Consider the following 22,584-nt stretch of genomic DNA (forward strand, 5'->3'; position numbering starts at 1 on the left):
CCAATGTGGATTGTCCGACTTGCACTTAGAAGACCTTATACCTTCGTGGTGTTGTCTCTTCTTCTCTTTATCGTTGGTCCCCTGGTGGTGTTGCGGACTCCTGTCGATATCTTTCCCAATATTGATATTCCTGTTGTATCGGTGGTGTGGAACTATGCCGGCCTCTCTCCGGAACAACTAAGCGCCCGCATTGTACTTCCGTTCGAACGAAACCTGACGACGACCGTCAATGACATTGACCACACAGAGTCGCAGACGGTGAACGGCGTTTCGGTCGTGAAGATCTTCTTCCAACCGACGGTAAATATCTCGCAAGCGGTGGCGCAGGTGACGGCGATCGCGCAGACGGCCTTGCGGCAGTATCCGCAGGGTACGACTCCGCCGCTGGTGATCCAGTACAGCGCCTCGAGCGTGCCCATATTGCAGCTGGGTCTCTCCGGCAATGGTCTGAATGAACAGCAATTGAACGACTTTGGCCAGAACTTCATCCGGACCCAACTGGCGACAGTCCAGGGCGCTGCGATTCCTTATCCCTATGGCGGAAAGCAGCGGCAGGTCCAGGTCGATATCAATACGCAGAAACTCCAGGCGTTCGGACTGTCGGCGTCGGATGTCGTCAACGCGATCAGTGCGCAAAATATCATCCTCCCGGCCGGAACCGTGAAGATGGGACAGGTGGAATATCAGGTTGAGACGAACAGTGCCCCGACCTCGATCGCGGCGCTGAACGATCTGCCTATCAAGACGGCGAATGGGGCGACCATCTACATTCGCGATATCGGAAACGTGCGCGATGGGTTCCCGCCCCAGACAAACATCGTGCGGGTGGATGGACAGCGTGCATCACTGCTCACGATCCTGAAGACCGGCAATGCCTCGACACTCGACATCATCAAGAACGTTCGGGCGCAGCTGCCATCGATTGCGGCGCAGCTTCCGCCCGTTTTTCGCATGAACTCGGTCGCGGACCAGTCAGTCTTTGTGCGCGGGGCGATCAGCGGAGTCGTCCGCGAGGCGTTGATCGCAGCCTGCCTGACTGCGGCGATGATCCTCCTCTTCCTTGGGAGCTGGCGTTCGACGATCATCATTGCGGTCTCGATTCCTCTGTCTGTGATCTGTTCGCTGCTGATGCTGGCTGCTCTCGGCGAGACCATCAACATCATGACGCTGGGTGGCCTGGCGCTTGCAGTCGGAATTCTCGTCGATGACGCAACGGTAGAGATCGAAAATATCAATCGCAATCTGGAAGAGGGCAAGGAGGTCGAACAGGCGATTCTGGATGGCGCTGCGCAGATCGCTATCCCAGCGTTCGTTTCCACACTGTCGATCTGCATTGTCTTCGTGCCGATGTTCTTCCTGGGCGGCGTAGCGCGTTACCTTTTCGTTCCCCTGGCCGAAGCCGTGGTCTTCGCCATGCTCGCTTCGTACTTCCTCTCTCGAACGATCGTTCCCACCATGGCGAAGTATTTATTGAAGCCACATGATCCGGATGGTACGGAGAAGGCAGGGAAGAGCAGAAATCCCTTCACGCAATTCCAGAGGATCTTTGAGTATTACTTCGAGAAGCTGCGCACTGGGTATCACGGCATTCTGAACTTCTGTCTCGAGAATCGGGCTTTATTTCTCTTCTCGATCGTTGCATTCTGGGTCGTCTCGATCGCCCTGCTATACCCATGGCTGGGGCAGGACTTCTTCCCCTCGGTCGATGGCGGACAATTCAAGTTGCACGTTCGGGCACATACTGGAACTCGAATCGAGGACACAGCTGCGCTCTGCGATCAAATTGAGAATGTCATTCGGCAAGAGATCCCATCGTCCGAGCTTGAAACGATCATCGATAACATCGGGCTCCCCTACTCAGGTATTAATCTCTCTTATTCAAACTCGGCAACGGTCGGAACGGCGGACGCGGATATCCAGGTATCCCTGAACGAGAATCACAAACCGACCGGAGAATACATGCACGCTCTGCGCGACAAACTGACGCGTGCGTTTCCGGGAACAGAGTTCTACTATCTTCCGACCGATATGGTCAGTCAGATTCTGAATTTTGGTCTGCCTGCCGCAATTGATATTCAAGTCGTTGGCCAGCAAGTGGTTCAGAACCGTGCTCTGGCGGCGAAGATGATGGAACAGGTCAGTAAGATTCCGGGTACAACCGATCTTCGTATCCAGCAGCCGTTCAACCTTCCGATATGGAAGGTCGATGTCGATCGCACACGAGCGCAGCAGGTCGGCTACAGTCAACGAGATGTGGCGGGCAACCTGTTGATTGCCTTGAGCGGAAGCTTCCAGACGTCACCGACTTTTTATCTGAATCCACAGAACAATGTCAGCTATAACGTCGCGGTGCAAACTCCGCAGTACGACGTAAAGAACCTGCAGGAGCTGCAAAACTTTCCTATTTCGTCGCCCGGCAATACGGCACAGTCGCAGATTCTCGGTAACCTTGCCTCGATCGATCGTGGCGCGGAACAGGGAACCGTAAGCCACTACAACGCGCGGCCAGTGATTGATATCTATGGCGCCGTAGAAGGAACAGATCTTGCGACCGTTGCCGGCAAGATCAACAAAATCGTCGCGGATAACAAAGGAAAGCTTCCCCGGGGAAGTGAGTTCTTTGTGCGCGGTCAGATCGAGACGATGCATACCTCATTCGTGGGCCTCATCTCTGGCTTGCTGTTCTCGATTGTGCTGGTCTACGCGCTGATTGTGGTGAACTTCCAGAGCTGGCTCGATCCCTTCATCATCATTTCAGCTCTTCCAGGTGCGCTCGCCGGTATTGTGTGGTTCCTTTTCCTGACGGGAACTCATATCAGCGTACCCGCGCTGACGGGATCGATTATGTGTGTCGGCGTGGCAACCGCAAACTCAATTCTTGTGGTCAGCTTCGCCAAGGAGAAGATGGAGGAGGGGATGAACTCGACCGAAGCTGCGTTGACAGCCGGCTTCACCCGATTCCGCCCCGTCATTATGACAGCGCTGGCGATGATCATCGGCATGGTCCCGATGGCTTTGGGCTTAGGCGATGGCGGAGAGCAGAATGCTCCGCTGGGGCGCGCGGTGATTGGAGGGTTGCTGCTGGCGACCTTCGGCACGCTCACTTTTGTACCAACCTTCTTTGCCTTCATGCACCGCAACGACCCGCTGCTGATCCATGATCAGCGAATGGCCGGGGACGAGGACTATCTATGAGCATCGCGCCAAAGACCGCTTGCAGGAATTCCAGGAATAAGAACTTACAGGGAGAGAATCGATGAGCGGCGAAGAGCAAAAGAGGCAGCAAGCGGCCAGGGGAGGTGTCGAGCCGCAGAAGGAGAGTGCTCATCGCCCGGACGTCCAGCATGAGCCTCCGCCGGTCTCGCGCGGCTCCCTGGTCACCATCGTGGTCGTTGTCCTCCTGATCGCGGCGGTGATTGCAGCGGTTGGAATTCTTCGGCGTAAACGTAGCAGTGAAGAGCTGGCGAACTACACGACCGCCACGTCTGCTCCGCCGGTCACTCTGGAGACTCCGAAGCTACAGCAGAGCGCCTCCGAGATCGTGCTTCCCGGCAACATGCAAGCGTATACGCTCGCACCGATCTATGCGCGGACCACCGGGTATGTGAAGGTCTGGTATCACGATATCGGCGCGCGCGTTCACAAGGGTGATCTGCTCGCGGTGATTGAGACCCCAGAGCTTGACCAGCAGCTTGCCGCAGCGAAGGCAGATCTGGCGACAGCCGTAAGTAACGCCGGTCTGGCCAAGACGACTGCTGATCGATATAACGACCTGATCGGCAGTAGCGCCGTCTCTCAGCAGGATACGGACAATGCAGTAAGCCTGTTGCAGGCGAGGAACACAGAAGTCGCCTCTGCCGCGGCGAATGTGGGAAGGCTGGAGCAACTAGTCTCTTTCGAGCGTGTTGTGGCTCCGTTTGATGGTGTTATCACGGCGCGCAATATCGATACCGGTCAGCTCATCACTACGGACGGCAGTACGACGACTGCCGGCGCTGGGACGGTTCGCAGCAGCCGGGAGATCTTCGATATCTCCGCCATCGATACCCTTCGCGTTTTCGTCAATGTGCCACAGATATATGCTCCGGATGCGCGGAAGGGCGTGACGGCAACGTTGACTCTGCCGCAGTACCCTGGCCGCGAGTTCAAAGGCAAGTTAGTGCGCACGTCGGATTCCGTGGATCCTGCGACGCGCACGCTGCTGGCTGAGGTGGACGTTGACAACAGATCAGGCGAGTTGCTGCCTGGCAGCTACACGCAGGTGCATCTGAATGTCTCCAGAGCAGCCATGGCTTTGATTGTTCCTGTGAGCTCCGTGATCCTGGCACCGGATGGACTCCATGTCGCGACGGTTGATGAAAATCATCGTGCACACATCCTGCTTGTAACCCCGGGGCGAGACTTCGGATCGACGGTAGAGATTCTCAGCGGCCTGAAGGAGGGCCAACCCGTCATCTTCAATCCGCCAGACTCCCTTACGGAGGGAGAAGAGGTGCGAGTGGTAGGTCCGGTTCAGCACAAGCCAACTCCGCAGGAGGAAGCTAAGCGATGAAGGCCGGCCGCATCACGAAGTGGGTTGCCGTTCTAGGCGCTCTGGCGGTAACTGGCTGCAAGGTTGGGCCGAACTATAAAGTCCCTGCGATGCCCGCGCCTCCTGCATACAGCGAAGACGGGCACAACGGTGCGTGGACATCCGCAAAGCCTGCGGATACCACGGATCGAGGTTCGTGGTGGACCGTCTATAACGATGCAGAGCTGAACGATCTTGAGCAGCGTTGCGCGACTGCAAATCAAAGCATCGCTGCTGCTCTTCATGCCTATGAGCAGGCTCATGACCTTGTACGCGAGAGCAGATCGTCTCTCTATCCTACGGTTTCGATTGGTGCTGCGGCGAGTCGGAATCGAATCTCCAGCACCAGGCCGTTACGTCCGTCAAACGCGGCTCAGGATTACTGGGACTTTCTGATTCCCTTGAATATCTCCTGGGAGCCGGACTTCTGGGGCAGTGTTCGACGCCAGATCGAGTCGTCTACCGCTACGGCACAGGCCACTGCAGCTGAACTCGCGAACACACGATTGAGTCTGCAAGGTTTGCTGGCGGTGAGCTTCTTTCAGTTGCGTGGTGTCGATCTTCAGGCGCAACTGCTGCGCAATACACTCGATGCCTATACGCAGGCGTTGAAGCTTACGCAGGATCGGCAACGCGGTGGCCTGAGCTCGGACAGCGACGTGGAGCAGGCGAAGGCCCAGCTGGAAGGAACGCGCGCGCAGTTGATTGATCTAGGGGTTGGCCGTGCCCAACTGGAGCATGCGATTGCAGTATTGGTGGGAACTCCAGCTACTGGTTTTCATATTGCAGAGCGGCCGCTTGGAGGGGATCCGCCAAGCATCCCAACCGGAATTCCGTCCGAGATTCTCCAACGAAGGCCGGATATCGCGGCAGCGGAACGACGAGTAGCCGCTTCAAATGCGTTGATTGGCGTTGCCAAGGCGGCTTACTATCCCACGATAGTCCTGGGCACGAACGGAAGTGTAGAGAGCAGTCAGATCACGCAGCTCTTCAACGCAGGAAGTGCGGGATGGAATGCTGGAGCGACTGCCAGTGAAGTCTTGTTCGATGCAGGAAGACGAAAAGCGCAGTTGGATTTTGCGGTGGCTCAGCGCGAGCAGGCGACAGCGCTTTATCGCGACCAGGTGCTATCCGCATTTCGCGATGTAGAAGACCAACTCTCCGCTCTGCGCGTCCTCGAAGAAGAGGCAGCGGTGCAGAACAGGGCCGTTGAAGCAGCGAAGCGAAGTACGCAGCTTTCGACCCTCCGTTACAAGCGGGGACTCGCTCCGTATCTCGAGGTTCTGACGAATCAGACCATCGAATTAACCGACGAACGAGCTGCTGCCTCTCTTGTGGCACTGCGGATACTTGCCAGTACTCGGCTTCAGATCGCACTTGGAGGGGGATGGAGTTCGACCCAACTTCCTGTGAACTAATGCTGGGGCAACTCAGTAGCCGATGTTCCTAAGCGCCTTGGGTCCAAGCCTCTCGCGAAGCTGCTCCAGATAGAGACTTGCAGGCATAACAGGCGTGTCCTGAGAATCCAGGATTCCCTGCGGCAGCAGTGGAAGTTCAGGGCCGGGATCGAAGGTAGGCATCTTCGCGAGTTTTTCTTCTCCACGATTGCCAATGCCCCAATTGGCTGAGCCTGGTGGCGTCTGTATGACATAAGACCTGGCAAGATTGTTCCAGGCGACGGCCCAGCCCATGGTCCACCCATGGCCCGAGCCCATTTCGCCTCGATTCATCAGATCGATGCCTCCCTCGGGAACCTGGCAACTATCCACCAGCAGTCCCGTAGACCCGCGCTGATGTGGTTGTATATGTCCGTTTCCGTGGAAGACGCAGTGAAGAACTACGTTCAACCCCTGTTGCCGAGCTCCCGTGGCGATATAGAAGACATTGTCTTCCGTTGCGCTGCAACGATCGATCAGGATCTGTGTCCCGTCGACAGAGAAATCTGCTGCTTTTGCTGCTCCTATCAGCGGAATATCCTGCGTGATATCGACTTTTTGTACCGTGACAAGCCGCGTATCGCTATCTAGGTTTACTGGTGCCGTCGTATTAAGCAGTCGAACATTACGAATCCAGCTATCTTTCACGCTCTTCATCTGGATTCCATTGAAGTGTTTGTCGTTCAAGGTTACTTTGCGAGCGGGAGCAACCAGCCTGAGACTTTCAATACCGACTTGCTCCACCTGTCCTGAATGCACGATCTTGGTGACGGTCGTTCCATTCTCCCCGAGATATCTCGCATCATACGAGTCCGCCAACGGTACATCGAACCGAAGCTCTTTGCCTTTTATCGCAATAATCCTGCGTTCGGTGGTTAGATCGGCTCCTACCCAGGTCTCCTTCTTTCCATTCCGGATCAGAGTGTCCATGCCCATAAAGTGCACCCATTCAGGTGTAGACGGTCTTTTTAGTTCGACCGTATCTCCGGAATGAAAGCCTGAAACATCTCGAACACGAAGCGACATAGAACCTGAAGGCACGTAAGAATCTGCGACTGTCGTTCTCAAGTTGGAGGATTGAATCGTTCGCTCTCCCCGCACCTCGATGGCAACGTGCGGATCGCCGGTCATCTCGATGACGGTCTCGTTCTGGCCGGTTCCGCTTCCAATAAGAGAGACACCACTTGTGCGGATGTGCAAGGTTTCCTGGCAATGGAAGTGGCCAGCGCGGAGTAGGACGGCCCCCCGCAGACCATTTTTCAGAGGGAGCCGCGAAACTTCATCAATCGCCAACTGAATCGCGGTGCTGTCATCCTTGCCTGATGGAACGACGGTCTTCTTCACAGCAAGCTTTGGAATTGCTACGCCGCCTCCTCTATAACCGGCATAGGAAAAATCCAGGATACGATCGCCGGTGTTCAGGGTCCGGTACTGGAGCTTGCCTGAAGGGTTGTAATACACCCATTGACTCTGCCCGCCATTCGCGTCTTTTGCATGCGCTGGAACAGCAAGGGAACTGGATATCACGGTTGCCGCGATAGCCATTCCTGCAACACGCGATAAGGTGCCGCAACAATACAGAAGTCCCGATTGCATTTGGAAGCGTGTAGGAGTGCTGTGCGCATGAGTCCATCGAACGAGCATCCAAAATTTCTATCTGTGGAAGATATTCTTTGTCAATGAAATCATTTCCGAGCTAAGAATCAATATCATTCGCGCACTCGCTCTGAAAAAAATAAGCGGAAGCCGCCCCATCGTTCTGGGTGGCTTCCGCTTGGGTGCGCTACTAACCGTTCTGGCTTTCCGGGTGAATGGTTCGGTAACTTGCATTGCCTTTGGACCAGACGAGCAGGAGCAGATCTTTGCCAGAGGTGTTCTGGTGGACCTGATTGACGAACTGGCTTGCCGATGAGGTCGGATGGCGGTCGACCTCCAGGATGACGTCTCCCGGCTGCAGGCCTGCATCTTCTGCGGGGCTGGCTGGGCGAACGTTCTGAACAACTGCTCCATGAAGCTGATCAGGAGCATTGATCTGTTGTTTCACATCGGGAGTAAGATCGCTGACCGCAAGGCCCAGCTTTCCGCTCTGCGGCGAGGCTCCATCGTTGTCGTTATCCGCGACGTCGGTGTTCTTCTGGAACCGGCCGACAGTGAGATTGATCGTCATCGGTTTGCCGTCGCGAAGGACTCCGAGCGCGATGTTCGTTCCCGGGGTGATCTGGCTCACGGCAACCTGGAGCGCGCTGCCGTTCGAAATCTTCTGCCCATTGATTTGAGAGATGACATCCCCTGTGTGCAGGCCACCTTTACCGGCGGGTGAGTCTGGCGCGACCTGGGAGACGATGGCCCCAGATGCCTCCTGCAGGTTGAAGAAGTGGGCATTCGCAGGCGTGACATCGTTGAGGCTGATACCCAGATAGCCATGATCCACCTTGCCATGCTTCATCAACTGCTCAGCGGTGGAGCGTACGATCTGCGAGGGGATGGCGAAGCCCGCACCAGCGAACGAGCCGCTGTTGGAGATGATGAAGGTGTTGATGCCGACGAGCTCACCATGGGAGTTGACGAGTGCTCCACCAGAATTACCCGGATTAATGGCCGCGTCAGTTTGAATGAATCCACCGGGTTTGCGAGCATCGTCGGAGTAAGGGTTAGGCCGATCGACCGCACTGACAATGCCGCGAGTTACCGAGAACTGGAAGTAGCCGAAGGGGCTGCCAAAGGCAAGAACAGTCTGGCCGGGCTGCAACTTGCTGGAGTCGCCCCAAGCGATGCTGGGAAGATCACTCGCATTGACCTTTACTACGGCGAGGTCGGTCAGCTTGTCAGTTCCGATGACCTTTCCGGAGAGAACTCGACGATCGTTGAGGGTTACCTTGATGTCCGTGGCGTCATCGACGACGTGGCCGTTGGTGACGATATATCCATCAGGCGAGATGATGACTCCGCTGCCGATGCCGTGCTCAATCTGTGGCTGCTGCGGCATCCCGCGGCCGCCGAAGAACTGCGCGAAGCCCGGGGGAAGACCCTGCGGCTGATCGTCAGAGTCCGCAGTATTACGCTGCTGGCCCTTGCTGGTGACTGCGATATTTACGACAGCCGGAGTGACGCGCGAGGCAACCGACTCCATAGCCTGATCGAGCGACGTGAGAGCGGAGACGCTGTGATCGTCGAGGGGGGATGCGCTGAAGGCGGCAGCATGTACGCCTCCATTGCCAACGAAAATTACGGCTCCCAGGGCGAAGCTTCCGGCAAGGGCCGCGGGAACGGCAAACTTTCTGGCCCCTGCTACTAATTGATTAGTTGATGTGGACATAATTTAGAGCTCCTATGCGGGAATGAAGGGTTAGAGTTGAAAGATCAGCCAGCCATCTCCAACAGAAACGGCTGCATATGAAGATTCCGAAGTCTCCGAGATAGCCAATACAGGACGGCGGGTAGCGGGGGATGTTTGCCATCCTGTCAGAACAACCCACTTTTGCTGCTGTTGTACCTGCGGCCGATGGTGAATTGTTTTGACCGGTTCTGGGCGGCGGGCTCGCGGCGGATGAGAGTTAGCCTCTTGCCGGGGCTCTGGCATAACCGCTTTTACCAGCGTTGGAGAGAAGCCTCGCGATTGGCCGATGGGAATCAAGCTGGCGGCAACAGGCGCACTTGAGGGAGCGGTGATGGTGGTCGGGGGAGAGAAGCTGACAAGTTCAGGGCTGTGCGCCAGCATAAAAGCTCCCGCCACGAGGCTGGCCATTAAGGCTCCGCTTATGACATTGGTAGCGATACGGCCCATCTTCTCTTCAGGTTTCCGCAGGATGCGGTGAACACGCCGCGCAAGTTCAGATTGCTTTTCCCATGCTCCAAGAGCAAGGGAAGTGCTTCGACGGAGCATGGAATGTTCGGCAAGGTTTGTCAGGCAGGTTGCGTAAGCTTTGCGAGCCGTCGTCAAATTCAGAACGCAATCGTCGCAGGCGAGTTCCCGTTCGATACAGAGGCGTCTCTCCACCCAGGAAAGAACAGGATTGAGAGGGAAGAAAATCAAGGCGATCTTCTGAATGAGATTGGTCCAGTCATCACGCCGGTGAAGGTGTTCCATCTCATGCAGCAGGATCTGCTCGAGCTCCTGCTCGGAGAGCTTCTCGAGCATTGAGGTGGGCAGAAGGATTCGAGGGCGAAAGAAGCCAGCAACGCTCGGACGATCGACATCTTCCGACGAACAAAGCTTTGCAGAGCGGCGACCGCTCGACAGGATCCCGTTGAGGGAAGGGGCAGGCGAAATTGGGATTGCTGTAGCCGCAATCCGTCGCAGCTCGATGGCGCTGCGGATAAGCCGGATTGCGCGCGTGACCGAAACAACTCCCCATAAGCAGACGATAAGGATGCTCCATCGGGAATCGAGGTGAAAGGCGGAGACACCAGGGATGGGTGAGCCAAGGTCGCCCTTTACGGAAGGGAGAATGTGTAAAGGCAATACGACGAAAAAGACTGCTAGCCAGATTGCGAAACGCGCAGTGGATTTGATTCCCGGCAGAGGGCGCAGACAGAGATGGACCGCCAGAGCCAGAATCATTCCTTCGCCAATGGCCTTGATAAGAGAGCTGGCGGCCCAGGCGGAGAACAGCGTCATCGTATGAGTCAGATGTTCCATCGATCAGCGAGCCTCCTCTTCGGGAGTTTGTGCAATGGCTTCTTTGAGACGCTTCAGTTCCTCGGAGCTGATCTCTTCATCTCCGAGCAGCGACAAAAGGAGACGTTCGCGCGAGTTTCCGAAGAACCGCTGAAGAAGTTGACGCACTTCACTTTTCTCTGCGTCCTGCTCTGCGACGCAGGGGCTGTACAGAAAAGCGCGGCCCTCCTGGCGGTGGCGGACATAACCCTTTTTTTCGAGGATGCGAATGGTTGTCAGTACCGATGTGTAGGCAAGCGGTGTCGTGTCCGAGATGCCCGATACGAGATCGGAGACGGCAGATTCGCCTCGGTCCCACAGAAGTTTCATGAGCCTGAGCTCAGCCTCTGTCAGCGTGTTGGATCTCTTCGGCGGCATGGCTACCTATCTCTACCTACATAGAGACGGGCAACTAATAAATTAGTTAGCAGCAGTTTGTAAAAAAAAGGGTGGCCGGCCAATACCGGCTCAGATTACCTCCCGCGTGTTCATCAGCGTGACCGGGCTGGCGAGCTGGGATAGGGAGAGACGGCCGCGAAGGATTGAGTGTCGAAGTCGCGCAATCCATGACGACCTCGCGAAAGATCTTAATGGACAAGGATTCGTTGACCTTCGGGGCGGATAGGCCGAGTCATGTGACTCAGCCTATATTGCTACAGGCAAGGTCACGCCGATTTCGGTTGATCTCACTTACACCCAAATCAAGCCACAACAGAATCTGTTGATTCACGCTGGACGATTTTGGAAGGGAAGTGGCGCTGAAGTGATGTCGACATTCTCATCGCGGATAACCGCATTACCAGCGTGCAACCGCATTCGTCCACGCCGCCTGCCGGCGTGACGCCCACGATATCGAGGCCTCCGGATTCGGCCGTTCTGCCCAGGCCTGTTTGAGAATAACGTCTGCCCCGTCCCACTGGATTTCTCCCCTAGCGCCCGCCTCCCGAAGGGCGGCAGGCGGTTTTTTTGTGCCCCCGAATAAAAAACGTCTATTTCCTCCAATATGGATCGACGAATCCTTATGGAATGAGGTAGTGTGAATAAAACTTTTAGCACGTGAGGTTGCACTCTCGGTAATTTAGAGAAACTTTCGTGCTGCCGCGAGCGGGAGATGGATACGACAAAGATGCGTGGTTCGATAGTGTTGTGGGGCGCGTTAGGTGGCGTACTTTGGCTCGGGCGATGCCTCTCTCCTTATGTGGCTGAAGGCCAGGCGGCTGCACCTCCACAGACCCCTGAGATGACCGCGCACATCGAAGCTGGGAATACAGCTTTCCAGCAAAAATGCGCGTTCTGCCATGGCCGCGATGCTGGCGGTGGCGAATCAGGTCCCGATCTGACGCGATCGAAGCTGGTGCTGGAGGATGTCAACGGAGACAAGATCTCTGTGGTAGTCCACAACGGCCGCCCAGGCAAGATGCCTCCTTTCGACGTTGCGGATCCAGAGATGACAGATCTTGTGGCATTTATCCACGCGCAGCAGAAGAAGGCTGCCAAGGCAGGCAACAGAAAAGGCGTTGACGTAGCGGATCTGCAAACCGGCAATCTCGCGGCCGGGAAACAATATTTTGAGGGAGCAGGAACCTGCTCAAAATGCCACTCGGCGACTGGCGATCTGGCTCACATCGCCACGAAATACCCAGCTCTTCAACTGGAAGAGCACATGCTTTATCCGCGCGATGCCAAGAGCACGGCGACGGTCACGCTCCCGTCAGGCAAGGTACTGCAGGGAACAGTCGAATATCACGATGAGTTCACGCTCGGCATTAAGCTGGCGGATGGAACGTACCAGTCCTGGCCAGTGAGCAGGATCAAGTACAAGATCGAGGCTCCGCAGCAGGCTCATGTCGAGCTCTTCAGCAAATACACGGATGCCGATATTCACAATCTGATGGCCTATCTGCAGACTCTGCGCTAGCGGTGCTTGAAGGGTTAGAGAGACGATATGAATCGATGGAAGAATGCTGAACGATTTCTGAGCTGTGTCCTGGCCGTGGTGGCCGGAACCGCCGGTTTCTCCGTTGCACAGGGTCCTGATCAGGCAACTCTGCTGAAACCAGGCAGTGACAGCTGGCCGCTCTATCATGGCGATTACACAGGGCAGCGACACTCGACCCTCAAGCAGATCACACCGCAGAATGTAGGCAGCCTAAACCTCGCCTGGGCCTTTCAGACCGGTTCTCAGGCGGGACTTAAATCTTCGCCGTTGCTCATCGACGGGGTGCTCTACTTCACCGTGCCGGACAATGTCTGGGCGGTCGATGCTCGATCGGGTCATCAGCTTTGGCACTACACTTACCCGGCGAACAAGGGCCTGCACATCGGCCAGCGTGGTGTAGGAGCTTACAAGGGCTGGATCTACTTCCTATCGCCAGATGGGCATTTGGTCTCGCTGGATGCGAAGACGGGATCGGTGCGCTGGAACGTCGAAGTGGCGGATGTCTCCAAGGGTTACTGGACGACGATGTCTCCCTTTGTGGTGGGCAATCACGTCATGATCGGTGTTTCGGGCGACTTCGATAATCTTCGCGGTTATCTGAGATCCCTCGATCCTGAGACGGGCAAGCAGCAGTGGCAGTGGGACAGCACTCCGCCCGACCGGACAGGCGGCATGACCTGGATGACCGGTACCTACGATCCGGAGCTCAACCTGATCTACTGGGGGACGGGCAATCCTACGCCTGTGCTTACAGCTGCGACACGGCCGGGCGATGGCCCACACACCTGCAGCATTGTTGCTCTCAATCCTGATACCGGCAAACTCGCCTGGGCCTTTCAGGTCTCGCCACACGACACCCATGACTGGGATGCCGCTGAGACTCCTATGCTCGTGGATGGTCCTTTCAAGGGACAGCCGCGCAAGATGCTGATGCAGGCGTCTCGAAACGGATATTTCGTGGTGCTCGATCGGACCACCGGCAAGAACCTTTTGACGGTGCCTTACAGCCCGGTCAACTGGTCTCTCGGGTTGGACAAGGATGGCCGGCCGATTCCGAATCCGGAGAAGGAGCCGGCTCCGGACGGCAGGCTGATCGCGCCGGATGAGAATGGGGCGGCGAACTACCGATCTCCGAGCTTCGATCCGAAGACGGGGCTGTTTATTGTCAGCGCGCGCGAGGCTTACAGCATTTACTTCTCGAAGCCGGCCGATGGAACCTATGGATGGTCCGGCGCCGATTACGGGGTCTGGGGGAAGGGCGTCATCAAGGCGATCGATTACCAGACGGGCAAGATTCGCTGGGCGCACGAGATCGGCAACAGTGCCTCCGCAGGCGTCCTGACGACCGCTTCCGGCCTAACCTTCACGGGCGACTTCCACGGCAACGCGCTGGCACTCAATACCGCGGACGGGAAGACACTCTGGCATGCGGGAACCGGCTCGATCATTGCGACCTCACCGACGACCTATGAGCTGGATGGCAGCCAGTATGTCCTGATCGGGAGCGGCGGCGTCATGTTTGCCTGGACGCTTCCGGAGGGCTCAGCCGCGAAGTGAGCAGGGGTACCCCTCCCATACTTTTTTCGCAAAGTCTTGGATCGATGTAACTTAAGCCCGGACCTTAGACTGGGCGTTCATACTCCTGTTGATTCGGAGCCTGTGGCTGAGCAGGCGGAATACAGGGATTCCTCTGCTTCGCGGCTGAGCCGCTTTGCTTGGAATGACGGTGTATGGGCTTAGCGCAGGATAGGCTCCAACCGAGAGAGATTCATTCGAGTGGGCAGGTGTCGGTCCGATTCCGATCCAGGTTGTCCTCTTTTAATTTTAACAAAGCGATGGAAACTGATCGGCACAGTGGATGTGTTGCGTTTTGTTTGATTTGCCTTGGCGGTGCTCTTGACAAGGTTTATTAGGGAGGATTTCCTGATGTGTTCCCGTCCTGACCCATTGTGGCTGCACAGGCGAAATGCAGGGATTCCCATTCGACTTCACTCAGGGCAGGCTTCGACTTCGCTGCGCTCCGCTCAGAATGAAGGTAGAGGGTTCAGTGAGGGATAGCTTTCCCCAAAAATCCCTCCTCTTTATTTAGGGGAAGGGGCGGCAGGCGGAGGTACGGGGACTGTGCCGTTGACTCCATTCTTGTAGGCGGGGTCCATGGCTGCGAGATCGGTGCGGAAGCTTACCGTATTCGCCGTGGGGAAGGTGCCGGGGATCTTTTGGGTGACCTTTCCGGTGGCTGCCCATTCGGTTCCGCGCTGAAAGGTGGTCATAAAGCCTACGCAGCTGAGGGCGGCGTCGTCGTGACCCATGAGGGTGTGGAAGATGCGTCCCTTGCCGTACTTCAGGACCAGAAGCATCGGCTCGTCGTGTCCTGTGCCTCTGTTGGCGGGATCGGAGTAGGCCGTGGCGAGGACGGTCATGTTCTGGCCGGGGCCGCGCATCTTGGAGTAGAGCTCGTCGGCATAGTGCATCCACGAGGAGGGCAGGCCCTTCGTGATGGGGTGCTGTGAGTCGCGGATATCGACGCGGAAGGGAAGACGAAGACCATGCGATCCGGCGTTACCGGGAGATGGATCCGAGACCAGCTTGTCGTTCTGAAAGTACCACTTCGGTCCGGCTTTTTCGGTCCGCTTGCGCCATCCACCGATGCCGGCCATCTGGTTGAAGGCTGGCCAGTCCGGGAAGGAGTTGTCCGCGGCGTGCACGATGACGAGGCCGCCACCATCGTTGATAAATTTCTCGAAACTGGACTTCAACTCTGCCGGCCAGTCCGGTGAATCGACGTTGGAGACGATGACCTGATATTTGCTGAAGTCTGGGTGAAAGCTGCTGAAGTCTCCCGAGGGGGACTCGGGCGCGGTGGCCACGGTGACGCGAAACAGGCCCGTTTCTTCCAGCTCTTTTTGGAGGACGGGGGTGGTGAGCTTCCACTGGTGATAGGTCCCTGCGGCCTGTCCGTCGATGAGCAATACCTGAATTGGAGCGGCTGCACGGGCTGCCGAGGCTGACAGAAGGACGCAGAACAGGACCAGGAAAGCTCGCTTCATCGACTTACCTCTTAGGAAAGAGCGGGATTTGTTGCGGGGTAAGTGTATATAAATTTTGGCTCTCGAATAAAATAGTTTTTTTCGGAGCGGATTATTGCGGATGAGGGTGGAAGAGACCTACACCAGTTGAACCGATCCAGATGAATGAGCTGGCCTTATGGGTGTGGGAGGGCACAAGAGCAGAGGGCAAATACAGGGATTCTTCGCTCCGCTCAGAATGACGATCTTTTCTCTGTGCTTGAACTTTTCCAGCCCTGTAGATTTTCCTGTTCCATGTCTGCAGGAAAATTTCTCTCGAAAAGAGGCTTCGTCGCCGACCTGGGCCGGAGAGACAAGGTATTCTTCTCGAGTAAAGAAAGACCTTTATATACTTGTGATTCGAGGAAACGACGAATGAAGGTTGGCGTATTTACCCCGCTGTTATCGCAACTGTCGCTTGACGATGTGTTGAAAAAGTTGAAGTCGTATGACATTACGACGGTGGAACTGGGCACCGGCAACTATCCGGGAGGGGCGCATGCCAAACTCTCCATGCTGGAGAATGCGGGCGAACTGGCGGATTTCAAGAGCAAGCTGAACGATCAGGGCGTGACGATCAGCGCCTTGAGTTGCCATGGAAACTCTCTGCATCCAGACAAGGCACAGCGGGAGGCGATGCTGAAGGTGAGCCGCGACACGATCCTGCTGGCAGAGAAGCTGGGAATCAAGACGGTAGTCGATTTCTCGGGATGTCCCGGGGATACGCCGAACGCGATTTTGCCGAACTGGATTACCTGCCCGTGGCCGCCGGACTTTCTGAAGGTTCTGGAGTGGCAGTGGGACGAGGTTGTTGCCCCGTTCTGGATTGAGCACGCGAAGTTTGCGGCCGACCATGGGGTTCGGATCGCGATCGAGATGCATCCCGGCTTTGTTGTCTACAACCCGGAGAGCTTGTTGAAGCTGCGCTCTATCGCAGGCCCGAACGTTGGGTGCAACTACGATCCCAGCCACATGTTCTGGCAGAACATCGACCCCATCGGAGCGATTCGCGTTCTTGGCGATGCGATCTTCCACGTGCATGCGAAAGACACGCAGATCTACAGCGCCAACCTGGTGAAGACCGGCGTTCTGGATACGAAGCCTTACACGGATGAGCGCAACCGAAGCTGGATCTTCCGTACCTGCGGCTATGGCCATGGCGCTGAGTGGTGGAAGGAGTTCGTCTCGACACTGCGAATGTTCGGCTATGACGACGTGCTTTCGATCGAGCATGAAGACAGCCTGCTGTCTCCGGAAGAGGGTCTTAGCAAGGCGGCCCAGTTTCTGAAGGAGATTGTTATCCGGGAGCAGCCTTCCGCAGCGTGGTGGGTTTAAATAACAGCGTAGAAGTTGCCTGAGGGGGAAGCGTGAAGCGGCTGAAGACTGCAGTGATTGGAACCGGGTTTATGGGGCGGGTGCATCTGGAAGCTCTGCGCCGGGTAGAGCACGTGGATGTAATTGCCGTTGCCGGACGACAGATGGGGCCGGCGGAGAAACTTGCGGAAGGCTACGGCGTTCCGCAGGCTTTCGACAGCTACGACGCGTTGCTGAAGAACCCGGAGCTCGATGCGGTTCACGTGTGCACGCCCAATGCCTCGCACTATCCGATCGTTAAAGCCGCGCTGAAGGCGGGGAAGAACGTTCTGTGCGAGAAGCCGGTAGCGGTCTCGACACAGGAGGCGGAAGAGCTGGCGGCGCTGGCGGCTGAAACGGGATTGCGGAACTGCGTGTGCCACAACCTGCGTTTCTATCCGATGGTGCAGCAGATGCGGCGGATGCGCGAGGCAGGCGAACTGGGAGAGATCCTGGTCGCCCAGGGAACGTACTCGCAGGACTGGATGCTGTACGACACGGACTGGAACTGGAGAGTGGAAGAGAAGGCTTCCGGGCCGTCGCGGGTGATGGCGGATATCGGGTCGCACTGGTTCGATATGGTGGAACACATCACGGGCCAGCGCGTGGCATCGCTTTGCGCCGATCTCCAGATCTTTCATCCCACCCGTAAGCGTCCGAAACACAGCGTGGAGAGCTTTACCGGGAAGCTTCCGACTGCCGAGGACGTGGATGAGGTCAAGGTGACTACGGAAGATTTCGGCGCTGTGATCTTCCGTTTAGGAAAGTCGGCTCGCGGTGTGATGTCGGCGAGCCAGGTCTCTGCAGGCCGTAAGAACGGTCTTAGCGTAGAGATCTATGGAACGAAGGCGTCGGTGACGTGGAACCAGGAGCGGCCGGATGAGCTGTGGATTGGAAATCGCAATACGCCGAACCAGATCATCGTAAAAGACCCGTCGCTGCTGCTGCCATCCGCCGCAAAGTATGCCGACCTTCCAGGAGGGCATAGCGAAGGATACGACGATACCTTCAAGCAGGTCTTCCGGCGGTTTTATGCTTCGATCGCTGATTCGTCAGCTCCGGTTGAATATCCGCAGATTGTGGATGGTCTGCGCCAGATGAGGCTTCTGGATGCGGAGATGGAGAGCACGAAGAGCCGCGCGTGGGTTGAGCCGAAATAAGAAGGATGACGACGCTGTCGTCCGTCGCGTTCGGGAATAAAGATGTTCCTGCAGTCCGGCAAACAAGACTTGTTTCTGCGCAGAAAGATCGTGATGAAAGTCATCTTGTTGTTCTTATCGATTGCAACGTTCTCGAGCGTTTCGTACGCGCAGAATGTTGAGGATCTGGTGCATCCGCTTGTAGGGACAGAGAGCGAGGGGCAGACCTACCCGGCGGTTGGCGTTCCTTTCGCGATGACGCACTGGACTCCCCAGACCCGCGCGGGCGAGATTAAATGTGTCGCTCCCTACTATTTTGTCGATACGAAGATTCAGGGATTTCGGGGCACACATATTTTGAGCGGAAGCTGTGTGCCCGATTATGGGAGCATCACGGTGATGCCGGGCGTTGACCAGGTAAAGGCGAACGCTGTGGACCGAGCCTCGACCTTTGAGAGAGAGCGGGAAAAAGCATCTCCTTATGAATACCGGGTTCATTTGAAGGATCCAGATGTCACCGCGCAGGTGACGGGAACTACGCGGTCAGGCGTGATGCTTTTTCGCTTTGAAAAGGAAGCGAAGCAGAGCTGGATTGTTGTCGAAAACAATGCTCGTGGCGGTGATGGATGGGTACGCGTCGATGCCGCGAAAGGAGAGGTAACAGCCAGAGTCCCGGTGAGACGGGAGTATGCGGGGAGTGGAAAGCTGGCTGGATTCAGCTCTTATTTTGTCATCCAGTTTGATCGTCCCATTGCTTCTGCCGGGACGTGGATGAATCGGAAGATCGTAGCGGGTGGGGTAGAGCAGATTGGCGATGGTAAAGCTCTCGGCGTCGTGAAGATTCCGCAGGTGATGACTTCGACAGGGGGTGCCTCTGCGGCCTCTGTAACAGTGCCTACGGGGAACCCGCGCGGCGGCTTCGGGACGTATGTCGAGTTTGGAAAGGTTGGCAAGGGCGAAGTCGTAAAGGTGCGGATTGGAAGCTCGTTTGTCAGCGAAGAGGAGGCTCGGAAGAATCTTCGCGCGGAGATTCCAGGATGGGACTATGCAGCTGTTCGCGATCAGGCTCGTTCGCGGTGGCATCATGAGCTGGGCCTGATTGGAATCAATGGTGCCTCTCCAGATCGAACGGTGTTTTACACCGCTTTCTATCACGCCCTGCTGCATCCCAGAACTTATAGCGATGTGGATGGCAGTTATCCGCGATTTGCGAGCAAGGGAGAGACGGAGCACTCGAAGGAAGGAGTCGTCTATGACGACTTCTCGCTGTGGGATATCTTTCGCGCACAGCTTCCGCTGCTGACGATTCTCGATCCGGCGCGGGATGCGGAGATGATGCGATCGCTGATCCTGAAGGGAGAGGAAGGTGGGTTTCTTCCTATTTTTCCTGCCTGGAACAGTTACACGTCGGAGATGGTGGGGGATCATGCTTCGGTTGCAATGATCGACGCGTATCGGAAGGGAATCAAGGGATTCGATATCGAAAAGGCCTATGCGCTTATGCGCAAGAATGCGATGGAACTCCCGGCTAATCGAGAAGAGTACCTCGACGGCAAGGGCAGGCGCGGTCTGGATTCCTATCTGAAGTATGGATACATCCCTTTGGAAGACCACATAGAAGACGCCTTCCATAAGAATGAGCAGGTCTCGCGAACCCTGGAATACGCTTACGATGACGCGATGCTCGGACAGATTGCTGCGGACCTTGGCAAAGGGAGTGATGCGACTCTTTTCAAGGCACGCGGAGAGAATTGGAGAAAGGTTCTGGATCCGCAAACCGGGTTCGTACGCGGAAGGCATGCGGATGGATCGTGGGTTACGCCTTTCGATCCAGCAGGGAAGTACACGTGGATTACGGAAGGCCTGCCCTGGCAATACACGTTTTTTGTTCCCCAGAATGTATCGGGACTTATCGATGCCGAGGGAGGGAAGGCGAAGTTTGCAGCCAGGCTGGACGAGCTGTTTGCGAAGAAGTATTACGAGCATGGCAACGAACCGAGTCATCATATTGCGTATTTGTATGACGCTGCCGGGTTTCCGTGGAAGACCCAGGAGACGGTGCGTTCTCTGATGAAGTCGGAGTACAAGGATGCTCCGGGGGGCCTTGCTGGAAATGATGATGCGGGGCAGATGAGCGCCTGGTACGTCCTGAGTGCCCTGGGGTTGTATCAGGTATGTCCGGGAGTTCCGGAGTATTGGACAGGGTCGCCGAGCTTCGACGATATTCGCGTTCATCTTCCGAACGGCCGGGTGCTTCATGTTGTCGCAACCGGGGCCGAGAGTGGAAAACGATATGTCAATCGCATATCGATCAATGGTCATCGGGTGAGTGATTGGAAGGTGACTTATAAGCAGATTATGAACGGTGGGGAGCTTCGCTATGAGATGAGCAGTGTACCGTCAGGCCCGGTTGTAAAGGATTGATATTCTGCGGGAGTTCAGCGTCAAATGGCGCACCCACTCCGTATTACAGATACGAAAACTGTGGCCCTGAGCATGCCGAAGGGGAGATATGGTATACATTTTTGAACGGGTGCGTCTCAGTCGCGCGCGTATTTCTACGTACAAAGAATCTGGTCATTGCGCTGCTAATCGAATGAGGTATCTAGGGATATGAGAAAAGCTTATATGGGGGTTGGAATCAGCACGTTGCTGATTACGGCTGCTTTTTGCAGTGGATTCTCCACACGAGAAGCGTCTGGACAGGAGCACGCTGCGGCGGAATCTGCTTCGAAAACCATCTTCACCTCCAAGTGCGCCATGTGCCATGGGGCGGATGGCCATGGGTCGGAGATGGGAAAGTCATTGAACGTAAAGGATCTTACTTCGAAGGAAGTGCAATCCGCATCGGACGATGAGCTGGCTCGCGTGATCTCAGGCGGGAAGAACAACATGCCCCCATTCAAGGATGCCCTGAAGCCGGAAGAGATTAAGGGCATGGTTCAATACTTACGCACCCTGAAATAATGGAACAACAGCCAAGATAAATAGGACGGACAGCGCCTGCCGTTCGTTCTAAACGCATTTCCCAGCCTGTCGACGGAGTCTATGCCACTCAGCTTTCGCCCGCAATTCAGCCGCCGTGTCCCATCCTTCAGCGGGCTTCTGTTGATGTCTGTCTTCCTGGCGGGCTGCAGGCAGGATATGCACGATCAGCCGAAGATGTTCCCACTGAGATCCACAAGTCTTTTTCCGGATGGGCGTTCCGTCCGGCCCCAGGCAAGAGGCACGGTCGGCCGATCGCAACTGGGGGCAACGGATTATTTTGCTACGGGAATGGTTGACGGAGCCGAGGGCGATGGGCTGCCTTTCAAGGCTACGGAAGCAGTGCTTCGGCGCGGCCAGGAGCGCTACAACATCTACTGTACGCCGTGCCATTCTCGTGTCGGCAATGGAAAAGGGATGATCGTGCAGCGTGGGTATTTTCCGGCGACGAGTTTTCATTCGGACCGGCTTCGGCGCGCACCTTTAGGGCATTTTTTCTCTGTCATGACCAACGGCTATGGCGCAATGCCCGATTACGCCTCTCAAATTCCTGCTCAGGATCGTTGGGCAATCGCGGCGTACATCCGAGCGCTTCAGCTTAGCCAGAGCGCTACAGAGCAAGAAGTGCCTAGCGGCAAGAGGGTATTGCCGATAAGCGTTCTGGCTGAACAAGCGGGTCTGTCTAAAGATTTCCTTGGGTCCTGGGGTGATAGCTCGGCTGCGCATGTGCACCCCGACGTAGCCACAGTTCCGCAATCGTCCTCCGCGCATACTGAAGTTCCGGCAACAGGAGACGCTTCCTCTGCGAAGACGCCCGCCACAGCAAAAGGGAATAGCAAAGGCGTTGAGGCTGCAGGGCCAGCCAAGAGCGCTGTTGGAAATGCCGGGAGTGGCAAAACAATTTATGCCGCCAATTGCTCCGTTTGCCATCAGCCCACGCGAGCGGGTATGCCGCCGGTGTTTCCATCGCTGATCGGAGTGGTGGATCGCGTTGGGGAGGCCAGAGTCCGCACCGTGGCCAGAACAGGCATTCCAGATGCCAAGCCGCCAATGCCACCTCATCCCGGTTTATCAGATAAAGACATAACCGATCTAATCGCGTTTCTACGCACGAAGTGATGTGGCGCAACAATTCCTGATTCGCCTTCCCGCTGTAGAGACCTGAATTCAAGGCTTCTCGCATCATGAGCGATAGCTAAGCGCGATGAGACCTCACCAGAGAGCGGAATCCGGCGTATGTGCAGGTTCGCACATCGCACCGGATCGGCTTTAGCAACCTTATTCGTCTAACGCGATTCGTTGACCGGTCGCACTCGCACACGCTGGCGTCAGCAACGTCTTCCTATCCAAGCAGAAAACTTAAACAGCTAAGAGGAATGAACACTGCGAAGGTATCCGCATCCAGGGATCACTTCATTGAGGCAACTCCAGCGTCTATAC

Annotated in this window: 15 protein-coding genes; 10 read left to right on the plus strand and 5 right to left on the minus strand. The window is 56.2% G+C overall.

The genetic code is table 11. The features are described from left to right. Positions 1-3: 3 nt before the first annotated feature. The 3 genes from AC5S26_RS18935 to AC5S26_RS18945 all read left to right on the plus strand — a co-directional run bounded on the left by AC5S26_RS18935 (position 4) and on the right by AC5S26_RS18945 (position 5,988). Entirely contained in the window at positions 4-3,195 is a 3,192-nt protein-coding gene (locus tag AC5S26_RS18935; protein WP_494186482.1) for an efflux RND transporter permease subunit, read from the plus strand. 61 nt (positions 3,196-3,256) lie between these two features. Continuing rightward, positions 3,257-4,552: an efflux RND transporter periplasmic adaptor subunit gene (locus AC5S26_RS18940; protein ID WP_494186483.1), complete on the plus strand. Its 1,296-nt coding sequence runs from the start codon at positions 3,257-3,259 to the stop codon at positions 4,550-4,552. Beyond that, positions 4,549-5,988, plus strand: coding sequence for an efflux transporter outer membrane subunit (locus AC5S26_RS18945; RefSeq protein WP_494186484.1), 1,440 nt, complete (start codon positions 4,549-4,551; stop codon positions 5,986-5,988). The genes AC5S26_RS18940 and AC5S26_RS18945 overlap by 4 nt, the downstream gene beginning before the upstream one ends. Positions 5,989-6,000: 12 nt before the next feature. On the opposite strand, the gene AC5S26_RS18950 is transcribed toward AC5S26_RS18945, so the two are convergent. From AC5S26_RS18950 to AC5S26_RS18965, 4 genes are all read right to left on the minus strand, one after another. Then, a complete protein-coding gene (locus AC5S26_RS18950) occupies positions 6,001-7,551 on the minus strand; it encodes a hypothetical protein (RefSeq protein ID WP_494186485.1) in 1,551 nt (516 codons plus the stop codon). 241 nt (positions 7,552-7,792) lie between these two features. Continuing rightward, positions 7,793-9,322 carry a Do family serine endopeptidase gene (locus tag AC5S26_RS18955; protein ID WP_494186486.1) on the minus strand — a complete coding sequence of 510 codons (1,530 nt, stop codon included), beginning with the start codon at positions 9,320-9,322 and terminating at the stop codon, positions 7,793-7,795. A gap of 30 nt (positions 9,323-9,352) precedes the next feature. Further along, positions 9,353-10,645 (minus strand): M56 family metallopeptidase, encoded by a 1,293-nt coding sequence (locus AC5S26_RS18960; protein ID WP_494186487.1) that lies wholly within the window; start codon positions 10,643-10,645, stop codon positions 9,353-9,355. Between the two features lie 3 nt (positions 10,646-10,648). Then, the gene (locus AC5S26_RS18965; RefSeq protein ID WP_494186488.1) at positions 10,649-11,041 is read right to left on the minus strand and encodes a BlaI/MecI/CopY family transcriptional regulator; all 393 of its coding nucleotides are present in this window, start codon (positions 11,039-11,041) and stop codon (positions 10,649-10,651) included. 748 nt (positions 11,042-11,789) lie between these two features. Here AC5S26_RS18965 and AC5S26_RS18970 point away from each other — a divergent pair. Next, positions 11,790-12,581 (plus strand): c-type cytochrome, encoded by a 792-nt coding sequence (locus AC5S26_RS18970; protein WP_494186489.1) that lies wholly within the window; start codon positions 11,790-11,792, stop codon positions 12,579-12,581. A gap of 27 nt (positions 12,582-12,608) precedes the next feature. Beyond that, positions 12,609-14,159 (plus strand): acido-empty-quinoprotein group A, encoded by a 1,551-nt coding sequence (locus AC5S26_RS18975; protein ID WP_494186490.1) that lies wholly within the window; start codon positions 12,609-12,611, stop codon positions 14,157-14,159. A 524-nt stretch (positions 14,160-14,683) separates the two neighbouring features. Here AC5S26_RS18975 and AC5S26_RS18980 read toward each other — a convergent pair. Continuing rightward, on the minus strand, positions 14,684-15,649 hold the full coding sequence (locus AC5S26_RS18980; protein ID WP_494186491.1) for a ThuA domain-containing protein: 966 nt from the start codon (positions 15,647-15,649) through the stop codon (positions 14,684-14,686). Positions 15,650-16,042: 393 nt separating this feature from the next. On the opposite strand from AC5S26_RS18980, the gene AC5S26_RS18985 reads away from it, so the two are divergent. From AC5S26_RS18985 to AC5S26_RS19005, 5 genes are all read left to right on the plus strand, one after another. Beyond that, positions 16,043-17,002: a sugar phosphate isomerase/epimerase family protein gene (locus AC5S26_RS18985; RefSeq protein WP_494186492.1), complete on the plus strand. Its 960-nt coding sequence runs from the start codon at positions 16,043-16,045 to the stop codon at positions 17,000-17,002. 32 nt (positions 17,003-17,034) lie between these two features. Next, positions 17,035-18,180: a Gfo/Idh/MocA family protein gene (locus AC5S26_RS18990; protein WP_494186493.1), complete on the plus strand. Its 1,146-nt coding sequence runs from the start codon at positions 17,035-17,037 to the stop codon at positions 18,178-18,180. Positions 18,181-18,222: 42 nt separating this feature from the next. Beyond that, the gene (locus AC5S26_RS18995) at positions 18,223-20,583 is read left to right on the plus strand and encodes a GH92 family glycosyl hydrolase (protein ID WP_494186494.1); all 2,361 of its coding nucleotides are present in this window, start codon (positions 18,223-18,225) and stop codon (positions 20,581-20,583) included. 189 nt (positions 20,584-20,772) lie between these two features. After that, the gene (locus AC5S26_RS19000) at positions 20,773-21,126 is read left to right on the plus strand and encodes a c-type cytochrome (RefSeq protein ID WP_494186495.1); all 354 of its coding nucleotides are present in this window, start codon (positions 20,773-20,775) and stop codon (positions 21,124-21,126) included. A gap of 81 nt (positions 21,127-21,207) precedes the next feature. Further along, positions 21,208-22,263, plus strand: coding sequence for a c-type cytochrome (locus AC5S26_RS19005; protein WP_494186496.1), 1,056 nt, complete (start codon positions 21,208-21,210; stop codon positions 22,261-22,263). Positions 22,264-22,584: the final 321 nt, after the last annotated feature.

Source organism: Edaphobacter sp. FHG110511_03 (assembly GCF_059115365.1).

What these genes read in the sequence shown, in the direction of transcription:
- AC5S26_RS18935 (WP_494186482.1), top strand. Translation starts at nt 4, where the DNA reads ATGTGGATTGTCCGACTTGCACTTAGAAGACCTTATACCTTCGTGGTG.
- AC5S26_RS18940 (WP_494186483.1), top strand. Translation starts at nt 3,257, where the DNA reads ATGAGCGGCGAAGAGCAAAAGAGGCAGCAAGCGGCCAGGGGAGGTGTC.
- AC5S26_RS18945 (WP_494186484.1), top strand. Translation starts at nt 4,549, where the DNA reads ATGAAGGCCGGCCGCATCACGAAGTGGGTTGCCGTTCTAGGCGCTCTG.
- AC5S26_RS18950 (WP_494186485.1), bottom strand. Translation starts at nt 7,551, where the DNA reads ATGGCTATCGCGGCAACCGTGATATCCAGTTCCCTTGCTGTTCCAGCG.
- AC5S26_RS18955 (WP_494186486.1), bottom strand. Translation starts at nt 9,322, where the DNA reads ATGTCCACATCAACTAATCAATTAGTAGCAGGGGCCAGAAAGTTTGCC.
- AC5S26_RS18960 (WP_494186487.1), bottom strand. Translation starts at nt 10,645, where the DNA reads ATGGAACATCTGACTCATACGATGACGCTGTTCTCCGCCTGGGCCGCC.
- AC5S26_RS18965 (WP_494186488.1), bottom strand. Translation starts at nt 11,041, where the DNA reads ATGCCGCCGAAGAGATCCAACACGCTGACAGAGGCTGAGCTCAGGCTC.
- AC5S26_RS18970 (WP_494186489.1), top strand. Translation starts at nt 11,790, where the DNA reads ATGCGTGGTTCGATAGTGTTGTGGGGCGCGTTAGGTGGCGTACTTTGG.
- AC5S26_RS18975 (WP_494186490.1), top strand. Translation starts at nt 12,609, where the DNA reads ATGAATCGATGGAAGAATGCTGAACGATTTCTGAGCTGTGTCCTGGCC.
- AC5S26_RS18980 (WP_494186491.1), bottom strand. Translation starts at nt 15,649, where the DNA reads ATGAAGCGAGCTTTCCTGGTCCTGTTCTGCGTCCTTCTGTCAGCCTCG.
- AC5S26_RS18985 (WP_494186492.1), top strand. Translation starts at nt 16,043, where the DNA reads ATGAAGGTTGGCGTATTTACCCCGCTGTTATCGCAACTGTCGCTTGAC.
- AC5S26_RS18995 (WP_494186494.1), top strand. Translation starts at nt 18,223, where the DNA reads ATGTTCCTGCAGTCCGGCAAACAAGACTTGTTTCTGCGCAGAAAGATC.
- AC5S26_RS19000 (WP_494186495.1), top strand. Translation starts at nt 20,773, where the DNA reads ATGAGAAAAGCTTATATGGGGGTTGGAATCAGCACGTTGCTGATTACG.
- AC5S26_RS19005 (WP_494186496.1), top strand. Translation starts at nt 21,208, where the DNA reads ATGCCACTCAGCTTTCGCCCGCAATTCAGCCGCCGTGTCCCATCCTTC.